This is a genomic window from Bacillus sp. 7894-2 (assembly GCF_002272225.1).
Lineage (GTDB): Bacteria > Bacillota > Bacilli > Bacillales > Cytobacillaceae > Cytobacillus.
In genome coordinates this window covers 62,295-82,360 of sequence record NZ_NPDG01000015.1, presented here as the reverse complement: position 1 = coordinate 82,360, position 20,066 = coordinate 62,295, and the positions used below count along the sequence as shown (strand labels likewise).

20 protein-coding genes are annotated in these 20,066 nt (G+C 40.3%); 15 read left to right on the top strand and 5 right to left on the bottom strand.

The genetic code is table 11. The features are described from left to right. The first annotated feature begins 284 nt into the window (after window positions 1–284). The 5 genes from CHI10_RS03400 to CHI10_RS03380 all read left to right on the top strand — a co-directional run bounded on the left by CHI10_RS03400 (window position 285) and on the right by CHI10_RS03380 (window position 4,969). Window positions 285–1,343 (top strand): multicopper oxidase domain-containing protein, encoded by a 1,059-nt coding sequence (locus tag CHI10_RS03400; RefSeq protein WP_095242920.1) that lies wholly within the window; start codon window positions 285–287, stop codon window positions 1,341–1,343. A gap of 121 nt (window positions 1,344–1,464) precedes the next feature. Next, on the top strand, window positions 1,465–2,817 hold the full coding sequence (locus CHI10_RS03395; protein ID WP_095242919.1) for a right-handed parallel beta-helix repeat-containing protein: 1,353 nt from the start codon (window positions 1,465–1,467) through the stop codon (window positions 2,815–2,817). Next, complete coding sequence (locus CHI10_RS03390) at window positions 2,807–3,280, top strand: nitrous oxide reductase accessory protein NosL (protein ID WP_095242918.1); 474 nt, start codon at window positions 2,807–2,809, stop codon at window positions 3,278–3,280. Before CHI10_RS03395 ends, CHI10_RS03390 begins: the two co-directional genes overlap by 11 nt. Window positions 3,281–3,315: 35 nt before the next feature. Further along, window positions 3,316–4,269 (top strand): ABC transporter permease, encoded by a 954-nt coding sequence (locus tag CHI10_RS03385; protein ID WP_095242917.1) that lies wholly within the window; start codon window positions 3,316–3,318, stop codon window positions 4,267–4,269. A gap of 1 nt (window position 4,270) precedes the next feature. After that, window positions 4,271–4,969, top strand: coding sequence for an ABC transporter ATP-binding protein (locus CHI10_RS03380; RefSeq protein ID WP_095242916.1), 699 nt, complete (start codon window positions 4,271–4,273; stop codon window positions 4,967–4,969). Window positions 4,970–4,987: 18 nt separating this feature from the next. On the opposite strand, the gene CHI10_RS03375 is transcribed toward CHI10_RS03380, so the two are convergent. After that, complete coding sequence (locus CHI10_RS03375) at window positions 4,988–6,280, bottom strand: TolB family protein (RefSeq protein WP_286137003.1); 1,293 nt, start codon at window positions 6,278–6,280, stop codon at window positions 4,988–4,990. Between the two features lie 208 nt (window positions 6,281–6,488). Here CHI10_RS03375 and CHI10_RS03370 point away from each other — a divergent pair, with 208 nt between their 5' ends. From CHI10_RS03370 to CHI10_RS03360, 4 genes are all read left to right on the top strand, one after another. Continuing rightward, window positions 6,489–7,718, top strand: coding sequence for a CNNM domain-containing protein (locus CHI10_RS03370; RefSeq protein ID WP_095242914.1), 1,230 nt, complete (start codon window positions 6,489–6,491; stop codon window positions 7,716–7,718). A gap of 178 nt (window positions 7,719–7,896) precedes the next feature. Continuing rightward, window positions 7,897–8,046, top strand: coding sequence for a hypothetical protein (locus CHI10_RS22205; protein WP_179288939.1), 150 nt, complete (start codon window positions 7,897–7,899; stop codon window positions 8,044–8,046). 214 nt (window positions 8,047–8,260) lie between these two features. After that, window positions 8,261–8,896 (top strand): FMN-dependent NADH-azoreductase, encoded by a 636-nt coding sequence (locus CHI10_RS03365; protein ID WP_095242913.1) that lies wholly within the window; start codon window positions 8,261–8,263, stop codon window positions 8,894–8,896. Window positions 8,897–9,019: 123 nt separating this feature from the next. After that, on the top strand, window positions 9,020–9,619 hold the full coding sequence (locus tag CHI10_RS03360; protein ID WP_095242912.1) for a YdcF family protein: 600 nt from the start codon (window positions 9,020–9,022) through the stop codon (window positions 9,617–9,619). Window positions 9,620–9,663: 44 nt separating this feature from the next. Here CHI10_RS03360 and CHI10_RS03355 read toward each other — a convergent pair whose 3' ends face one another. After that, window positions 9,664–10,092 carry a cell wall hydrolase gene (locus tag CHI10_RS03355; protein ID WP_095242911.1) on the bottom strand — a complete coding sequence of 143 codons (429 nt, stop codon included), beginning with the start codon at window positions 10,090–10,092 and terminating at the stop codon, window positions 9,664–9,666. A gap of 109 nt (window positions 10,093–10,201) precedes the next feature. Beyond that, window positions 10,202–11,344 (bottom strand): CAP domain-containing protein, encoded by a 1,143-nt coding sequence (locus CHI10_RS03350; protein WP_286136999.1) that lies wholly within the window; start codon window positions 11,342–11,344, stop codon window positions 10,202–10,204. A 226-nt stretch (window positions 11,345–11,570) separates the two neighbouring features. On the opposite strand from CHI10_RS03350, the gene speD reads away from it, so the two are divergent. Together speD and CHI10_RS03340 are read left to right on the top strand one after the other, a co-directional pair. After that, window positions 11,571–12,395 carry an adenosylmethionine decarboxylase gene (gene speD / locus CHI10_RS03345; protein WP_095242909.1) on the top strand — a complete coding sequence of 275 codons (825 nt, stop codon included), beginning with the start codon at window positions 11,571–11,573 and terminating at the stop codon, window positions 12,393–12,395. Window positions 12,396–12,484: 89 nt separating this feature from the next. After that, on the top strand, window positions 12,485–13,498 hold the full coding sequence (locus CHI10_RS03340; protein ID WP_095242908.1) for a DUF3231 family protein: 1,014 nt from the start codon (window positions 12,485–12,487) through the stop codon (window positions 13,496–13,498). Window positions 13,499–13,542: 44 nt separating this feature from the next. Here the strand turns inward: CHI10_RS03340 and CHI10_RS03335 are convergent, their stop codons facing one another. After that, window positions 13,543–14,478 carry a MerR family transcriptional regulator gene (locus tag CHI10_RS03335; protein WP_095242907.1) on the bottom strand — a complete coding sequence of 312 codons (936 nt, stop codon included), beginning with the start codon at window positions 14,476–14,478 and terminating at the stop codon, window positions 13,543–13,545. Between the two features lie 296 nt (window positions 14,479–14,774). Here CHI10_RS03335 and CHI10_RS03330 point away from each other — a divergent pair, with 296 nt between their 5' ends. Then, complete coding sequence (locus tag CHI10_RS03330; RefSeq protein ID WP_095242970.1) at window positions 14,775–15,527, top strand: C39 family peptidase; 753 nt, start codon at window positions 14,775–14,777, stop codon at window positions 15,525–15,527. Window positions 15,528–15,568: 41 nt separating this feature from the next. Here CHI10_RS03330 and CHI10_RS03325 read toward each other — a convergent pair whose 3' ends face one another. Continuing rightward, window positions 15,569–16,633, bottom strand: a complete 1,065-nt coding sequence (locus CHI10_RS03325) for an AbrB family transcriptional regulator (protein ID WP_095242906.1) — start codon at window positions 16,631–16,633, stop codon at window positions 15,569–15,571. 138 nt (window positions 16,634–16,771) lie between these two features. Between CHI10_RS03325 and CHI10_RS03320 the strand changes: the two genes are divergently transcribed. From CHI10_RS03320 to CHI10_RS03310, 3 genes are all read left to right on the top strand, one after another. After that, on the top strand, window positions 16,772–17,062 hold the full coding sequence (locus CHI10_RS03320; RefSeq protein ID WP_095242905.1) for a hypothetical protein: 291 nt from the start codon (window positions 16,772–16,774) through the stop codon (window positions 17,060–17,062). Window positions 17,063–17,364: 302 nt separating this feature from the next. Beyond that, entirely contained in the window at window positions 17,365–18,942 is a 1,578-nt protein-coding gene (locus CHI10_RS03315) for a spore germination protein (protein ID WP_095242904.1), read from the top strand. After that, window positions 18,942–20,066, top strand: coding sequence for a Ger(x)C family spore germination protein (locus CHI10_RS03310; RefSeq protein ID WP_095242903.1), 1,125 nt, complete (start codon window positions 18,942–18,944; stop codon window positions 20,064–20,066). Before CHI10_RS03315 ends, CHI10_RS03310 begins: the two co-directional genes overlap by 1 nt.

Genomic DNA, 20,066 nt, shown 5'->3' with positions numbered 1-20,066 from the left:
AGATAGATTGGAACACTTTTTTACAAAGTAATATAGATGTAAACTGTCTATTAATTCAGCTGGAAATGACGCAGAAGTGATTGAAACACCGGTCAATGATAGGCAGAAATCACAGTTCAAAGTCTTTAAAACCTCAATAGGTTCTTACTAAAAAATAGTTCGATCACTAATTCACAAACTCTTCACAGAATTCCAAAGTCTTGTGAGAAAAATCACCAATTTCAGAGCTGATTTACCATATGATAAAAGCAGATAAACCAATCGATTAAAAGGAGGAAATTAAGATGAGAAAAGGAGTAAAATATCTGCTTACTTCCGCAATAGGCATAGGCTTGCTAACGGGATGCAGCCAGGGGGCAGCACCTGAAAATGCACTTCAGCCCGAGGAAAAAGTACTGGCAGCAGAAACCCAGCCTGAAGCAATCGCTCCGCACAAAGATTTAAATCAGGAGCCTATTCCATTGAAGATTGAAAGAGTCGGAGAGAATGAAGTGAATGTCGAAATGACTTCCCAAATTACAGATATCGAGATCGATAAAGGAAAATTCTATAAAGCGTGGACATTTAACGGGGAAGCACCAGGACCGGTAGTAGTTGTCAATGAAGGGGACACAATCAATTTCACCTTAAAAAACATGGATCCGGCAATACCGCACAGCATGGATTTTCACGCTGTACACGCAGCTCCTTCAAAAGACTTCTCCAACGTCAAGCCTGATGAGACGGGAACATTCAGTTACCCTGCCAATAAACCTGGCGTGTTTATGTATCACTGCGGAACTTCACCGGTATTATCACATATCGCAAACGGAATGCACGGAACGATTATTGTTAAGCCAAAAGCCGGCTATCCGACTGATAAAGAGATTGATAGAGAATATACAATTATTCAAAACGAATGGTATAAATACAACGACCTTGATGATTTTACAAATGGGGTTCCGAGTCATGTAGTTTTCTCAACAAAGGCGCTAAAAGAGGGAGACCCTAATACAAATGGGGATACGTTCACACTTAAAGACAAACCGCTTCTGGCTAAAGTAGGGGATAAAGTAAGGATGTATGTAAATAATGTGGGGCCAAATGAAGTGAGCTCTTTCCATGTGGTGGGTACAGTGTTTGATGATGTATACATTGACGGCAACCCTTTTAACCATTACAAAGGTCTCCAGACGGTCATGCTCCCGGCGAGCGGCGGAGCTGTTGTGGAATTTACCGTAACGAAGGAAGGCAGCTACCCCATCGTGACGCATCAATTTAACCATGCACAAAAAGGAGCCGTCGCCATTCTAAAGGTAACTGCGACCGGTGAAGACGACGGTAAGGCTACAATGAGCCACTAAATATAAATAAAAACTCAACTCAAACTAAATTATACAAGAGAAAAATTAAAAATGGAATACCTTTTTCGGCTATCTTCAAAGAGATAGCCGGAACGCATATTTCCGGGCAGGTGATTGCTGAGTGTATAAAAAAATCGGATGGTTTCTATTATTTTTCAGTATGATCCTGGCCGGAAAAGCTTCCGCTCAGGAATTCTCTGCAGCATCATCAAAAGAGCTGAGAGAAGCCTTGTCGGATCCGAGTGTATCAGTCATTAAATTACATTCTGGAAAATATGAAGGAAGTTTTTCAATAGAGAGAAAAGTTCATATTATCGGGGATAAAGGAACAAGAATTATAGGATCTGAAAATGGCCATGTGCTGACAATTTCAGGTGATGATGTCATAGTGGAAAACCTGGAAGTGGAGGGAAGCGGATCACAGAATGCCGGAATCTATGTGACAGGAGACCGTGCCTATCTTCACCATATAGCGCTGAGGAATGTTTTTCACGGCATATATGCAAGGAATTCATATGGACACCGGTTTGAAAATAATATCATTACAAGCTTCCAAAGTAAGGACCGTCACAAGGGCTTTGGCATCTATTTGGTTGAAGCTCCAAATACTGCGGTAAGAAATAATTACTTCTACCACACGCAGGATGGTGTTTATGTGTCCTATTCTGATTTTTGCGAAGTCAGCGGGAACATCATGTCCAAAGCACGCTATGGCGTGCACACAATGGATTCCCGTAATGTTTTAATTGCAGACAATAGGGTGACCGAAAGCATCAACGGGCTCATGATCATGCAAAGCTATGAAGTATTTATCCTGGAAAACTATTTTTATAAGAATACAGAAAATGAGGGTGCCGGGATTTTTATGTATGACACCTTTGATTCCAAAATTGCTTCCAATATTGTGAGGGGCAATTACAGAGGAATGATTCTTGAAAATGCACAGCGGAACAGACTTGAATTTAATCAGATTCAGGAAAATGATACCGGCCTGGAAATGGGGAAGAATTCAAATGATAATATCATTTATTTAAATAATTTTTCCGGGAATACAAGGCAAATCATCTCTGAAAAAGATAACAGGAATCTATTCAGTAAGGATACCTATGGCAACTATTTTGATGATCATCAATTATTGAATCTGGATCATGACCATAAAGTGGACTTTGCCTATAAAAGCGGGGATGTTTTTTATCAGTTGGCAGATGAAGAGCCTTTACTGCAGATCTTTTATCAAAGTCCGGCCGTAGAATTGTGGAATATGATTGAACAATACACTCCGATTCCATCAGATGCCTTTATCATAGATGAGTCACCGCTTGCTAAAGCTGCGCCTGTAAAGCAGAAAGAACTCAAATCAGAAAAAAGGAATGCCCTTCCAAGCCGTGAACCTTCTTTAATCCTGTTCTTTTTTCTTATCACTTTAACAAGTTTGCTTATATTGAATTATGGGAGGAAGCACTATGAAATTTAAACCTGTTCTCCTAATGGCTGTTCTCGCAATATTGCTGAGTGCCTGTTCTTCACCAGCATCGGAGCCGGCAGAAATTAAACTGAATCAGGATAGCTGTGCTGCCTGTAATATGGGAATCGCTGATTTGGAATCAGCAGCACAGATAATTTTAAAAAGTGGTGAGCCTGTATTGTTCGATGATATTGGGTGTATGACACAATATTTACAGTCAGAGAAGCCTGAATATGAGGCAGCCTTTGTCCATGATTATCTCAGCAGGGAATGGATATCGTTTGATGCTTCTGCATTTATACAGCACAGCGATATTGAAAGCCCCATGAGCTATGGAATAGCAGCTTTTGAATCATTGGAAAAAGCTGAGGAATACCGGAAAGAACATGGAGGAACTGAATATTCGAAAGAAGAGCTCCTGAAAGCCGATATAAAGAGCTTTAAAGGAGACGGAAAGAATCACAGCCATTAACGAGATATTTACCCTCAGCACGAGGAGGAATCAAGATGAATCCCGGACTTTTGTTTACTATGACAAAACATGAACTACGGCTGCTGTTAAGAAGCAGATGGCTTTTAAACTTTATGATTCTATTTTTCTTTCTGGCAGTTCTCCTTTATTTATACGGCCTCCAGTCTGTAAAATCTGATCCCGCTGAAGTAACGTATGGGCTGGAAGGTGTTAATGACAATATTGAGACAATGGGTGTGAACCCGGAATATTACGGCCTTAAAGAAATAAAGACGGAAGAGGGCAATACAGAAGGGTTCAGCCAGTCTGCCTACAACCGTTCGATTGCCATGCTGATCAACCTATCTCTTTGGATGATTCCGGTCATTTGCATGATTCTTGGAGGTAGTTCCATTATTGCCGATAAAGAAAATGGGAGATTATCCTTATATAGAACCTATCAGGCATCTTCAGGATATTATCTGATCAGTAAATTCCTGGCTTTGGTCCTCTCGTTATTCTTTGCAGCAGGTATTTCATATGGGTTATTCGGCTTGATCTCATCTTTGGCTGGCAGTTCTTTTGCAGCCCATATTTATCAGGTTTTTCTGCTGGTGAACATGTTTTTAATCCTTGTATTCTCAGCGGCATCCTTACTGATTGGAGCCCTTTCCAAAACAAGGATGCAGGGACTGTCAGCAGCCATTATAGTATGGATTCTAATGGTGTTTGTCTACGAATTTATCATCTTTTCTGTCATCGGGTTGGTTCCATATGCAGTCAAGCAAAACAGCCTGTTCATGTTTATCCTTTTGAACCCGGTTGAATCCGTGCGCGTATGGTCGATCTCTAAACTGAATTCTGAATATGTATTCGGTCCTGAATACTTAATAATCGAAGAGTGGGGAGCAAATGGCTCTTTAACTCTTGCCCTTACAATATCCATTACCCTCATAATTCTAATCACCATCCTATCTTCAGCCCGGCTTTTAACGAAAAGAGGTGTTTAAGATGATCGTGGAAATGAAGGAGTTATCCAAAGCATATAAAAACAAGACAGCATTAGCACCATTGAATCTCCACATTGATCAGGGGGAATGTATCGTATTATGCGGGGGGAATGGAGCGGGAAAAAGTACGATGATCAAAATGCTGACAAATGTTGAAAGTCCCACCACTGGAAGTGTGGTGTTCCATTCCAAACAGCAAAAGCCATTTGCTTACATGCCTGACCAAATGATGTTCCCAGCAGAGCTTACACCTTATGAAATCCTTGATTATTATGCTCGATTTTTAAATAAAGACAAGGAAACGATCAAATTAGTTTTAGAGAAAACAGGCTTATGGAGCGAACGGAACCAGAAAGCTGGAGGATTTTCAAAAGGGATGAGTCAGCGGCTTAATCTGGCTCAGTGTCTGCTCGCCGATACCGACATCTATATTCTTGATGAACCGACAGACGGATTGGATCCCTATTGGGTTATTCAGCTGAAAAAGATAATAAAGGAGTTGAAAGATAAGAATAAAACGATCATTATCAGCAGTCACATTATGAGGGACGCCATAGAAATCGCCGACAAACTGATTATCTTATTTAACGGGAAAATAAAATTTCATGGAACACTTGATCAAGCTTACAAAGAATACAAATGTGCCTCCTTAGAGGAAGTATTCCTTTCTATACACAAAATGGAACAAAAATCGGACTGAGACAAAGAGCGATTCCATTTAGGAACCGCTTTTTTGTCCTCTGTTTTCATAAAATGAATATTGTTCAACATCTTTTGCCCATAGCTTTGCATTTTTTCCGCTAAGCTCAGCAATCCATAGATCGCCTTTTTGCTCTGCAAGCTTTTTTCTGACCCATGTTAATTTACCGGCTGTCTTTAGGTAAAGAGGGTTATAATCTCCAATTGAATTTTTGGGATAGGTGATTCTCGTCTGCTGGGTCTTGTTGAGCTGAATCAGACAGAGTGTTGGCTCAGGCCGTCTTTGCGGATCATTTGACCATTCACTTTCATCCACTCGTGATGCTACGAGTATTTCATTATCCACCCACGTAAAACCCATTTCTGCAAATTTAGCAGGGGTAAGGTTCAAGGTTTTAAAGGCAGGCAATTCTGCCACCTTCAATTTTTTATTCTTGAAGCCCATCACAATTCTGCCCCCGCCTGCAATGTAGCCCAATAAATTCCTGCCCGGCGCCCACTTGGGGACGTCCAGATGAAGGATCATCTCATCAAGAACTTCAAAATTCTTCCCATCAGGAGAAATGACGCAAACCATATCACTGTCCATGGCCAGGGATGCAGTTGGACTCACTATGAAAGAAATCCATTTTCCATCAGGTGAGAATTCAAATGTAGTTGCGTTAATGGACATAATGGAAGCATTGCCGTTGCCTATTTCCTTAGGTAACGTGAAAAACGGTTTCACATGCTGAGTTAAATTCATATCCTCAAGCTGTTCCGGCAGCTGAACCTTATATAGAATGGGGCTGGTCCAGCCGTCCGGCTTTAAGTCGGCGCTTGAAGATAAAATAAATCCTTTTCCGTCAGGATACCAATTATAATCATCTACACCTAAAGCGATATTGTAGAATTGATTCATATCCGATATGTTTAAGACTCCGTTGCTGGTGAAAGCAATCCTGTAGTCGGAAGGTGCCCATTTGGCATTCCCGCCCCCTTGAAAAATCCTCTTATGCTTCTTTGACTTTACATTGTATACCCATATCTCTGTGCTGTTTTCGATAGTAGGCGAATGAGGTTCCTGCGCTTTTTTTTCATATAGGAGCCATTGGCCATCATAGGACCACTTTGGTGTATTTGTGAACTTTCCAGGTTCAGCAGAAATCTGTTCTTCAGTCACTCCGGTCTTGATCCACAAATAGCCATTTCGTATAAAAGCTGCCTGCAAATGATTTTCTGCCGTATCTCCCCATGCATCAGACGGGATAATAAGCAGGAAGCAGCAAAGCAGCAAAATCAGCTTGCGCATATCCTTCTCATCTTCCTTCAAGTTATTTAATCATGCTTATTATGGACAAAGAGAGTTATTTTATTGAAATTAATAAAAAGAGCACAATGAAAAAATGGTTTCTATTTTCGATATAATTTCATTTACTTTATAATGATGGTTTAGTATACAAAATTGCCCAGCACCGTTTTTTCGGATGTTAATGGGGTAAAAACAATTAAAAACGGATTAATATTGGAGGAAATCAACTTTGTTCATTGCTATTTTGTTTTTCATGTTCATGTCCTTTTTCCTGTCGGGAAGTGAGACTGCCTTAACGGCTGTTAACAAAATGAAATTAAAATCCAGAGCAGATAATAATGATAAGAAAGCACAAAGAATTTTGGATGTCGTGTCAAAGCCTGATGAGATGATTACATCGATATTAATTGGCAATAATATTGCTAATATCATGCTGCCTACACTGGTTACCATCATTGCGCTTGACTATGATTTCAATGTAGGGGTGGCGACGGGTATTCTGACTGTGGCACTAATTTTATTTGCGGAAGTTCTGCCAAAATCCATCGCAGCAAGCTTTTCCGACAAAATTGCTTATCTTGTATTTCCGGTCATTAGAATCCTAATGCTGATCTTAAAGCCGGTCACTTTTCTAATATCCAGGTTCACGAGAGGAATTATTAAATTTCTTTCAAAAAATGATGAGGATTCAGTATCAGTATCCAAGGAAGAGCTTATTACCATGGTTGATATAGCTACAAGCGAAGGAACCTTCCATGAAGAAGAAACACAGCGAATTAAAGGGATCATTGATTTTTATAATTTAGATGTCAGCGATGCGCTAAAAACGCCGCGAATGGAAATTGAAGGCATTCCATTTGAAGCAACAATAGAAGAAGCAAAGAATATAGTGCTGGATAATCGTTTTACAAGGTATCCGGTGTATAAAGATAATATGGATAACATTGTCGGGGTTTTCCATGCTAAGGTTTTGCTCTCCTGGTCCAATCAGCCAGAGAAATCCCTGAAGGATTTTACCGACTTAGAGCCGTTATTTGTCTATGAATTTCATAGCATTGACAAGGTATTCAAAATGATGATGAAAGAAAGGAAGCACCTTGCCATTGTTCTTGATGAATATGGCGGGACGAAAGGCATCATCACCCATGAGGATATTCTTGAAGCGATGCTGGGCCAGGAAATTGAAGACGAAACGGATGAAAACGCGGAAGTGCTGATCGACGAATTAACGGAAAACCATATTATTGTTCACGGCAAACTGGCAATCCGCAGAATCAATGAAGTTTTTAAAACAAAAATTCCCGAAGAGGAAGACATCCTTGCAGGATTTTTATTAAAAGAACTGGGGCATTTTCCTGAAGAAGGGGAAACATTCGAATACCACCATCTGCATTTTGAAATAAAATCGATTGAAGATAACAGAATTAAACTGGTCGAAATTAAGAAGAAAACACCTTGATGTATATGAGCATTATTTCCAGACGGGAATAATGCTTTTTTATTATCACTAAATAAACCAGGATAGAATGAGGGATAATAGTTACAGGGATACAAATAATTTATTTTTATTTTTCTGAAAAAATAGGTCCTTTTTAGTATATAATATAATAAAAACAAATATCAGAGGTGATCTTAGCATGGAAAACAAACCATTTCATTATGACGGAAGCGTACAAATGAACTACGAAACAGACAGTGAAGCAACTTCAAGCATTCCTTTTGAACTAACGGATGAAATGAGAAAAAATATCGGAACTAATCCGTATTCACCTAAAGAACAAGAATAAATATGGACCCAATGAGGGTTCTTTTTTTTGAGGATTATCCAACATGAATTTTGGGTATTTAAAAATAGCATGAGCAAATCATTTGAAAATCTTTTTTATTTTGAATATGATTATCTCGGATTAAGAATAAAAATGATCATACTGCAGGATGAATACATATTTTACTTCTGATTCAAACTAAATTGACTACTCAAATTGGAAAGGTGATAAAATTATGGCTCAGGTTTTATACATTACAGCACACCCTCATGATGATAAGGTGTCATATAGCATGGCAGCAGGAAAAGCATTTATTGATTCTTACAAGGAAGCTAATCCAAATGACGAAATCGTTCATATTGATTTATACAAGGAAAATATCCCGGCAATTGATGTTGATGTTTTCAGTGGATGGGGCAAGCTTCAGTCAGGCAAAGGTTTTGAAGAACTGTCTGAAGATGAAAAGTCAAAAGTAGGCCGTCTTTCAGAACTAAGCGAACAGTTTGTGGCAGCTGATAAATATGTGTTTGTTACACCGCTTTGGAACTTCTCGTTCCCTCCGGTAATGAAAGCGTATCTTGATTCAGTGGCAGTAGCCGGCAAGACATTTAAGTATACTGCTGAAGGCCCAATCGGGTTATTGACTGACAAAAAGGCGATTCACATCCAGGCTCGTGGAGGCATCTATTCCGAGGGGCCTGCAGCAGAGATGGAAATGGGTCACCGCTATTTAACAGTATTAATGCAATTCTTCGGCGTTCCTTCATTCGAGGGTCTCTTTGTGGAAGGGCACAACGCAATGCCTGATAAAGCTGAAGAAATAAAAGCTGACGCCATTGCCCGTGCAAAAGACAAAGCGAAAACATTCTAAACAAAAGCAGCGGATTTCCGCTGCTTTTTCTTTTTTGCTAGGCATATATAAGAAGAGCTCTTGTCCCGGAAGAATAGTATAATACAGGAAGTATATAAGCTGGGAACGAAAGGGGGACATTTTGTGAAAATCTCGGAATTCAGCCCCAGCCATTTAAATGAGAATGATGTTACCAAGCTGCTTTATGAGGGTATTGAGGATAATCTGCAAAAAGGGGATTTAATTTTTGTGCCTGGAAGCAGCAAAGCAGCAGAATATCGATTACCGGAAGCTATCAGGCTTTATCAGGAAGGAAGAGCAAAAAAGCTGCTTTTGTCAGGTGGTGTAAAATGGCCGGGCAATGAAATGACTGAAGCAGAAATGTTAATGAAAAAAGCCATTTTGTACGGCATTCCTCCAAATGACCTCTTCCTTGAAAATAAATCTCTTCATACAAAAGAAAATGTTCTTGCCTCTATGCTGGTTATGGACCGGATGTGCGGACTCGAGAACATCTCCAATATCATCGTTGTAACAGCTCCATTTCATATGAGGAGGCTGCACTTAACATTATTGACATATATGCCGAATTGGATTAACTATTCTTTAGTATGTTCTAATGATGGTTCAACCGGGAAAGAGCAATGGAAGCAGCATCCTTATGGAAGAAAAAGAGCGTTTGATGAAGCAGGGAAAATAATTGATTACGTTAATAAGGGAATTCTTATAGATCAGGAAATTTAATGACAAGAAAAAACCCCGCCAGTATCCAATCGGCGGGATCCTTATTAAAATGTATTATAAATATTCTCGCATTCTTCCGCTGTAGGCTCGTAAAAACAATGGAGCTTAAATTTCCCCGCAAACGGCTGATTGTACCATGTGGGTGGACATTCGCCAGGCGGCCTGAAATACCATAGTGCAAATTTAGCGGGCCAAATCCTTTCACCTTTTACAGCCCTACGTGCGAGTCTTCTCTCCACTTCTCTTGGCCGCTGATAAAAATAGCCTTTCTGAACTGCTTCAAAAGCATGCGGCTGGTGTATCATCTCCGGTATAGTGCGGATTCCTTTGAAATCAGAACAATTTCCCCTGATTCGGTTAATCCCCACATTTCCAACCATTAGCATGCCCTGCTGGCCTTCTCCTTCAGCCTCGGCCCGTAGAAGGCGGGCCAGTAAATCTATATCCTGTTCGCGTGCCTTCACCACTGCCATTCTGACTCACCACCGTTCCCTCAATATTAGATAGGCTGATATAGGGTATGCACAAAAGAGGGGGATGTGCTTTTAACAAGAGAAAAAGCTCCGGCAGAAGCAGGAGCTTTTAGTTGGCATAAAAATTTTCGGTATAATAAGGCTGTGATTTTGAATTAAAAGCGACACCAACACCCAAAAATTCATAATCCGCACGCAGAATGTTTTTGCGGTGTCCGAGCGAGTTCATTAATCCTTCGTGAGCAAATATACTGCTGAATTGGCCGGAAGCAAGGTTTTCCCCGGCTAACATAAACGAAACTTCATCCGCCTGCATTCTGTCAAAAGGGGAGAGGCCCTGCAGATTGGTATGGTCAAAATAATTGTTCTCTGCCATATCGCTGCTGTGCTTACGCGCCGTTTCCTTAACAGTATCGTCCCACTCCAGAACGGGCACTCCATGAGTTACTCTCTCTGCATTGGTAATATCGAACAGCTGCCATTCAAATCCTTCTTTTAAAACACTGCTGGCATATGCATAAAAGGATTCTTTTTGCTTTTCAAGTGATTTGCTGATTATTTGAATGGATGTGACCGTATTGTTACGATGCTTATCATAAAAAATGGTTACGTAATTCCCATCCAGTTCGTATAAGTCATAATCACGATTCTCTTCAAGCTGGAAGATGACCAAGTCTTTTCTCATTCTATCCAGCGGCTTTCCAAGCTGCTGTGTCACGGATGACTTTGGCGTCCCGTAGGCAATCTCTTTTGTGGAAGAAATCAGATCCTGATTTGTATAGATGCCCGCTGCTTTTTCCTGCTTGTCATAAGCAACCATTACGAAATTTTGATAGTGATCATGATAGGCATGCCAGTCTGTTCCATATTCATTCGCGGAGATACGGCCCGAGGGACCAAGATTTTTTTCGATTTCCGCCTTATCATCTCCTATTTCTATGTTATGAATAGAAAAGGTTTGTTCCTCAGGGGCTTCCAAAACAGGTTTTTCGGCTTTATCCTCAGGAGAAAGATTTTTTTCCCCGGTATATTGCCCGATTGTCAGGAGAAATTGATCCGCCCAGTTTTGCGCCTCCTCCATAACGTCAGTTATTACATTCTGGAGGTCCTTATTGTCTTTAAAAAGCTGAATATCTGTTTTTATATTATCCATTACAGTTCCTGACTTGGAATCATCAGCTGATTTTTCATCCGGCTGTGAAAAAGCGAAACCGAGAAATAACAGGATAAGTATAAATAAAACCTTCCTCAAATAATCTCCTCCCATGCACCTTTAAACCCATTATCAAAGGTATGCCCATTCATTATAAGATCTAAAAATCCGGAAATGCAAAACATTGCGGCTTTCCTTATTTTTCTACCCTGTTTGCCTGTCACTTTAACCGTGATTCGATATTTTCCGTTTTTAAGTGAAAAGTTTGGGTAACATAATTATAAAAATGAAAAATGAACAGATGAGCTGCAAAGGGGGAAGCATGATGAAACTAACACCTGAACAACGAATTGAACTCCATGGATTTAATAATCTGACAAAATCGCTCAGCTTTAATATGTATGATATTTGTTATACGAGGACAAGGGAGGAGCGTGAAGCCTATATAGATTATATTGATGAGGAATATAGCGCGGAGCGGCTCACAAAAATACTTACGAATGTTTCCGATATTATTGGTGCCCATGTCCTGAATGTGGCACAGCAGGATTATGTGCCACAAGGTGCAAGTGTGACGGTTCTTGTATCTGAAGGTCCAGTAGTGGAGGTACCGGCTGAATCTTTTGATGAATCTCCCGGACCGCTGCCGGATAACGTAGTCATGCAGCTGGATAAAAGCCATATAACCGTTCATACCTATCCTGAATATCATCCAGACGAAGGAATCAGCACATTCAGGGCTGATATAGATGTATCCACCTGCGGAGAAATTTCCCCGCTAAAAGCCCTTAATTACCTGATCCATTCCTTTGATACAGACATCATGACTATAGATTACAGAGTCAGGGGATTTACACGGGACAAGGACGGGAAAAAACTTTATATCGACCATGATATCAGTTCAATCCAAAATTATATTCCTGACGAAGCAAAAGAAGATTTTGATATGATCGACGTAAATATTTATCAGGCACACACCTTTCATACCAAATGTAAAATAAGGGACTTCGATTTGGATAATTATTTATTTGGTTACACAAAGGATAAGCTTGATCCAAAAGAGGCCGAAGAGATTACTGAGCGGCTTACAACAGAGATGGACGAGATTTTTTACGGGAAGAATATTAAACCCGGTTCTATATCAGAGTGAACGTGAAGGCTCCCAATCAGGGAGTCTTTTTTCATAACTCCCAGAATTCGGGAAATGATAAAGAATAACGACATTTAGGGGGATATGGGATGGAAGAAAACAAGGTTCATTTGACATCAGGTGAAGTGGCAGTTTTATGGACGGGTTACCAAAATGACAGTATGTCATTGCCTCTTTTGGATTACTTTGATAAAACCGTGGAAGATGATGAAATAAAACCTGTCATTGAATTCGCCCGTCAATTATCGGACGGTCATATCAAGTTTTTGACCGATTTATTTCAAAAAGAAAGGTTTCCAATACCTGCAGGTTTCTCGAGTAATGACGTTAACCTTAATGCGCAAAAATTGTACACAGATACGTTTATGCTGGAATTCCTACTGCAGATGGCCAAATCCGGTCTTGTTGCGTATGGCAGCTCTTTGGGCATGAGTGCCAGGAAAGATTTAAGAACATATTTTATAAAATGCATCCATCAAACCATGGAATTGTTTGAAAAAGCTACAGATATAGCTTTAGAGAAAGGAATTTATCTGAGAAGGCCATACATAGACCTTCCAGCGGAAATAGACATGATTGATGATAATAGCTATTTAAGCGGGTTAAATCCTTTAAGGAAGCCGCGGCCGCTAAATGCAATTGAGATTGCACATTTATCATTTAATGTGGAAACCAACATGGTGGGAACGATGCTGGCTCTCAGCTTTTCACAGGCTGCTAAATCAAAAGAGATTATCAGCTATATGGAACGGGGTAAGGAAATTTCAAAAAAACATGTGAAGATTCTGAGTGCAACATTGCTGGACAATGATATACAGGCTCCTAATTCCCCTGATTATGCTGTAAACGGCAGTTCTGAATCACCATTCTCAGAAAGGCTGATGATGCAGCTTATGGCATTTCTGAGTACATTGGGATCAGGGAACTATGCAGCAGCTGCTTCAGCCAGTCAAAGAAGTGATATAATCCTGAATTATGAACGTCTTTCTCTGGAAATCGCCCAGTTTGCCAAAGACGGGGCAGACATTATGATCAAACACAAGTGGCTGGAACAGCCGCCAGGTTCACCCAACCGGAAAGACCTGGCCAGAAGGCAAAGCTAGAACCAGGGAATGCTGCTCTCCTGGTTCTTTTCAAATATACAATCCTATTTCCAAAACTTCCACCATTTTTTTTCAGGTTCCTGTGAGGCAGCCGCGCTTCGGAAGGAAACAATCATATCCTGAAAAACATCTTCCCGCTGCTTTACTTCATGCCAATATTGCTCCCGCTCTTTATTAATGGTTTCGATATAAATTTCCCTGTCCGTATTTAATGTTTCAATCAGCGAGCTGATTTCGGTGCTGGTCACCTCGGCAGAAGAGGAGATGTAATGGATCATGGTTTTGAATTCTTCGGAGGATGCTTCCGAGGATTCCGTCAGTTTGTTTGTCAACTGATGGATTTGATCAGTTGTACGTTTCGAACTCTTCGCAACCCTTTTCGAAAGAGTTCCGAACGCTTCGGAAGTATCCTCCGAAGTCTGGTCAATCCTCGCTGACAGTGATTCAATTTCCGCTTTCGTTTTTTCGCCTGATTTGTAGATTGAATCCGATAGGCTTTTCACGGTATGCAAAGATCCTTTGCTAATCTCTTTTTTCACTTCTTCTAATACTTCCTTTCGAACGCCGCTGCGAATTTCATTTCTGATATCTGAAAGTAAACTGTCCCTGAAATTTTCCATGATAGCCATGAGCTGTTCAGCATTCATGACTGATTCCTGCTCTTTATGTAATGCTGTTTCCGGTTCTATTGCCGCCAAAGCCGTTTCATTTGCTGGTGAAGCCGTTTCAGAAGCATAGTCCATATGTTTTTGCATTAATTCCCGGATCATTTCCTTGCTCAGGTTTTTATCGCGCATTTGCTTCACTTTTTCAAGCAATGCAATTTCATGGTCTGTATAAAAACGGGCTCCCTGTTTGGACCTAGGAATCAGCAATAATCCGTTCAAATCCTTTTCCCATTGTCTTAAGGTCCCCGGAGGCACATTTAGCATTTTCGAAACCTCTTTAATTGTATAAGCCTTCATATATTGCGTATCCATTTAACTCAGCCCTTTCCAAAATAGATTCTGAATCATTCGGAAGCGGGTTCCGAATCAATTTCTACTAACCTATTCAGCATGCTATCCCTCTTTTTCCTGCCGCATGACAAAAGCTATCAAAACAAGACCTTATTCATCAGAAAAAAGCAAAAAACCGATCTCTTGACAAAAATTCTAAAAAAAATTGCCTATCATCAGGCGATTTGTCATATCCGCGCGGGTATGGCACAATGGTGGGGGAGTTTAGCAAACTAGAATATTATGAAAACAGCGAAATGAAAAGGGAGTTTGATCAATTGGGCAATAGAATTATCGCAATGTCTATAGCTGCCGGGGTTGGATTGTCTCTGACTGTGGGAGGCATAAAGATGGGGAGCAATGAACACTCAAATGAAAAGGAAATTTCCTATACAGCTGTTCCGCACGCGGAGGCACAGCATGCCCCGCCCGTGAAGCAGGAAATTATGAAGAAATCGGTGCTTCTGGATGTGCCATTGTACAACCAAATGGATCACCCGCGTTTATATAATGGTTGTGAGATTACCAGTTTAGCAATGATTATAAGCTATGAAGGCGTTAAAGTATCAAAAAATGAGTTAGCAAAGGAAGTTAACCGGGTACCGCTCAAGTTAAGCGGAGGTGAGTACGGGAATCCCAATGAGGGCTTTGTCGGCAATATGGAGGATGGTCCGGGATTGGGCGTTTATGAGGGGCCGATTTTCGATCTGGCGAAAAAGTACTTTCCTGACCGTGCTGAGAATCTGACTGGCAAGCCGTTTGATGTGCTGCTTGAAAAAGTAGCGAAAGGGTCGCCGGTCTGGATCATTACAACCGCAAGTCTGTCACCCGCTGCATCTTTTGAGACCTGGAATACACCGGGCGGACCGGTGGATGTGACCTTCCAGATGCATAGTGTGGCAATAACCGGATATGATGAGGAAAATATCTATATTAACGATCCGTATGGCACTAAAAATAAAAAGGTGCCTAAACAGCAGTTTATAGAAGCCTGGGAGCTAATGGGATCACAGGCTATTGTCATTAACTAGCATAATAGCAAAAGAAGGGGCTGCAGAATGCAGTCCCTTCTTTATTCGCTTGATGATCCTAATCTCTTAAACTTCAAAAAGATCCATTTTAAAAACGGAGGCACCACAAAGAAGATAAAGAATAAGCGAAAAAGCTGATACCCTGTTACGATGGCCAGATCGGCCCCGGTTTCATGGGCGATGATGGCCATTTGGTCCATTCCTCCCGGAGCAAGGCTCAGTAATCCGGTGGCAGGGGAAAGATGAAAAGCGTGCATAACCCAAAAACTGAGCAGAACCGAACACACCACGAGAAGCAGGCCGCTTAAGGCAGCAAGTGAAATCGTTTTAACCTTATTGCCCAGCTTTTCAGGCTTCATCATCATGCCGATGTGGGCTCCTATTAAAAGCTGTGATAAATCCAAAACAGACGGAGGGAGCTGAGGCCCGTTAATGCCGGAAATGACAAGGGCAGCTGTTCCCATAATCGGACCGAGAAGGTATGTGGTAGGGAGCTTCAGGCGTTTACTTAGGATAATGCCTGCAAAGGAAACAAGAGCAAAGAGGAAAATATCAGGGAATAAATCCCTCCATAAAGGAACAGCGGCTGTAAATTCAGAACTGACTTCCATGTTCATCCATGGTCCGAAAACCAGAACAGGGACAATGAAGATAATCATCGTCAGCCTTGCAACCTGCATAAAGGTAACGACTGTGATATCAATTCCTTTAACTTCCTCTGCCAGAAGAATCATTTGTGAAAGACCTCCGGGAATACTCCCGATCAGCACTGTTGGATAATCGATGCCCAATAATTTAGCAATGAGAAGGGCAGAAATGGCACTAAAGAGAATCAGGCAAACCGTAATGAGAAAAATAAAAGGCAGCTTCTGAAGGATAAGCAAAACCGCTTCCTTTGTAAAAGAAAGGCCGATGCTGTAGCCGACAATAATGATCCCGGCATCCCGAAATGCGGCTGGCCAGTAAAATGGAATCCTGCTGAGCCGGCTTCCAATCATTACAGCAGTCAATGCACCAAGCAAAAAGGCGACCGGAATATGCAATAATGAAAATAACCCTGCACCTAATGCAGCAGCAGAAAAGGTGATGAAAACATTTTTTTTCACGAAAAAACCTTCTTTTAATTAGATTACCTAAAGATATTTATACCATATTTGAACTATGAATGAATTACAAGTTTTATGTAATGGTATGTTTTCATACATTTATATAAGAGGCGGGTATTTGTAAAGGGGGGACTAACCATGCCGGAAAAACTAAGCCATCTGGTTTTCATCTTATCGTTTATATGCCTCGGTTTATTTTTGCTGCTGGGTTTTTCGCCGCTATATGATTTTTATCTGAACAAAATCGGACATCGGCCATTTTCTCTCCTTCTCCTGTTGACAGTTCTTGTCTTCCTCTTAAGTGTCCTTGTCTTAAAGAAAGTCCAAAATTGGCAGTCTGGCTTTCATGTAGTATTTTCCATTATCCTCACGCTTTTTCTTTCCTCGGTCCTCGCGATCATTGTTTTCTTCGGGAGCCAATTTAGATAAAAGAAAAGAGCCTGCACCATCATTGGTACAAGCAGGGTCTTTTACTGGATTGGCAGCCAGTTATCCTTTTATTCCTCTCCTATTTAATTCCTTATATAAAAGATAGAATTCCTTAACTGAGAGATATGAAATCTACTCTAAATAACAAATCCGGAGCATTTTTTACACCTATTTATCTCCTTTTTTAAGCAAGGGAGTAAGAGCTAAAAAATCGCTGGGTAAATTATATATCCAAGTATAAAACCCATCGTTTGATCAAAGGATAAGGTTACCATAATTTAACGGTACAGAAGGGGGACACTATGCTGCGATGGATTAAACGCAAAATTGAATATTCCAAACTAGACCGCAAAAAGGATTTTAGTGTTTCTGACCGGATGGTATCTAAGAAATTAAGTGAGAATATTACCTATATTTCCGAGCTTTTTGAGAAAAATTCTGATGTTGTTTTTAGGCGTTTTACTATTGGTCGGCAGCAGAAAGCAGATGCTTTTCTAGTTGGAATAGATGGATTATATGACAAAACTGCCATACACGAGAACATTATCAAGCCTTTAATGGAACTTGAAACAGGGGATCTTCCTATTTTACAAAGGCTTGAGACCATAGAGCAGGATCTGCTAAGCATATCCGACATTTCAACAGAGAGAACGATGAAAAAAAGTGTATCTCAATTATTAAAAGGGGATCCCTTACTGTTAATTGACGGGATGGAGTATGTATATATTTTGGGTTCGAGAACATGGGAAATGAGAGGCATACAGGAGCCTGTAACAGAAACCGTTGTTAGGGGACCTAGAGAAGGATTTGTTGAAACCTTAAGAACCAATACAGCCATGCTTAGACGAAAGATTCATAACCAGAACCTAATCATAGAACAAATGACGATGGGTACCTTGTCACAAACAGACGTGGCAATTGCATATATTAACCATTTAGTGAATCCTGATTTATTAGAGGAAGTAAAAAATAGGCTCAGAAAAATAAATACTGATGCCATATTGGAATCGGGGTATATTGAAGAATTCATTGAAGACGCACCTTATTCTCCCTTTCCTACCATATCCAATACTGAGAGGCCGGATGTTGTATCTGCGAGAATTTTGGAAGGAAGAATTGCCATTTTAGTAGACGGTACTTCCACTGTATTAATTGTTCCATATTTAATGATGGAATCATTCCAGGCAGCTGAAGATTATTATTCAAGGCCCTACTATACATCATTCATAAGAATGTTAAGGCTTATTGGCTTTTTGGCATCTACGTTAGCCCCTGCCGTTTATGTGGCGTTTCAAAATTTTCATAAAGAAACATTCCCTACTGAATTATTGATCAGTCTATCGGCATCAAGGCAGGGTGTTCCTTTCCCGCTTTTTATTGAAGTATTTCTTATGATGATTAGTTTCGAATGGCTGCGTGAAGCTGGTATACGTATGCCAAGGCATATAGGACAAGCTGTTTCCATTGTCGGGGCATTGGTTTTGGGAGAATCTGCTGTGAATGCAGGATTTGTTGGTGCTCCCACGGTCATCATTGTTGCAATTTCAGCGATTACCAGCTTCATTATAACCCCGTTGAATGATGCAATCGCTTTGATCCGATTCGCTTTTTTATTTGCTGCTGGAATTTTAGGGATTTATGGGGTTATGCTTGCTCTTACCTTTTCTCTGCTTCATGTTGCTTCTTTGCGCTCCTTTGGCGTGCCATACATGTCGCCGTGGTTCCCTATTATGTGGTCAGACTGGAAAGATTTTTTAATCAGAGCGCCATTTTGGAAATTGAATCACCGTCCAGAAGCCTTACACACTCTGAATGATCTGCGTACGGCGAATGGCAACAAACCAAAATCGGGCAAAAAGCAAGAAGGGGGAGAAGAGTAATGAAATATTCGGCTCTATTACTTCTCCTTTTTATGTTAGTAATGCTGAGTGGATGCTGGGGGAGTAAAGAATTGAGGGATGTGGGAATTATGTCGGGTATAGGAGTTGATAAAGGAATCGACTCGGGATTTGATGTCACTGCCCAAACGATTAAACCAGGTTCTAAAAGTGATCTCCCCATTTCTGCCATTGTCCATACTACTCATGGAGAAACTGTTTTTGAAGCAGTCAGGAATATGATCAGTGAAGCAAAAAAGAAGGAAATCCATCAACATATTGATTCGCTCATTATTGGAAAGGCTGTTGCCGAAGATGGAGTGACTTCTGCTTTTGATTTCTTTTTACGTGATCATGAACCTCGGTTTAACATGTCTGTTTTCTTAGCGGAAGGAAATGCTAAAGAAATTTTAGAAATCTTAAATACCGAATTATATGATATTCCAGCTAGAGAGATGAAAAACTCTCTTGTCGAGCAAAAAGCATTATCAAAAGCCCCTTATGTGGAATTGCATAATTTTTACCAACGTTTAATTGATCCCTATCAAGACCCTTATATGCCAATCATTCATAAGATAGATAATGATTTTAAGAATGAGGGTACAGCAATTTTTAAAGGAGATAAGTTGGTGGGAGAGCTAAATGGAGTTGAAACAAGGGGAATGCTAAGAGTACAGGGAGAGTTAGAAGGGGGGATTCAGGTTATTCATGTGCCTTTATCTGAAGAAGAAACCGTTAACGTATCCATCGAAGTTAAAGACTCAAAGACAACTATTAATAATTTTTTGAAAGACGGACAGCCAGTTATAGAGATATCAATTCAAGAGACCGGATTTATTGGTGAAACCTCAAAAGCTGTCAGATTAGCGAAAGATGATATTAAAAAAATCAATCAGCTTTACAAAAATGCTATAAAAAAAGAAGTTGAAGATTCTGTGGATAAAATTCAAAAAGAATTAAAGGCAAATACCTTTGATTTTGCTGAAATCATTCGCAGGAATGAAAAAGACTATTGGAAACATCATAAGGAAAATTGGGAGGAAATATATCCCTCATTAAAAGTAGTCGTAAAAGTCAATACAGAGTTGCCTGCAAACGGTTTAGTAAATTATGAAGGAGGAAGATAA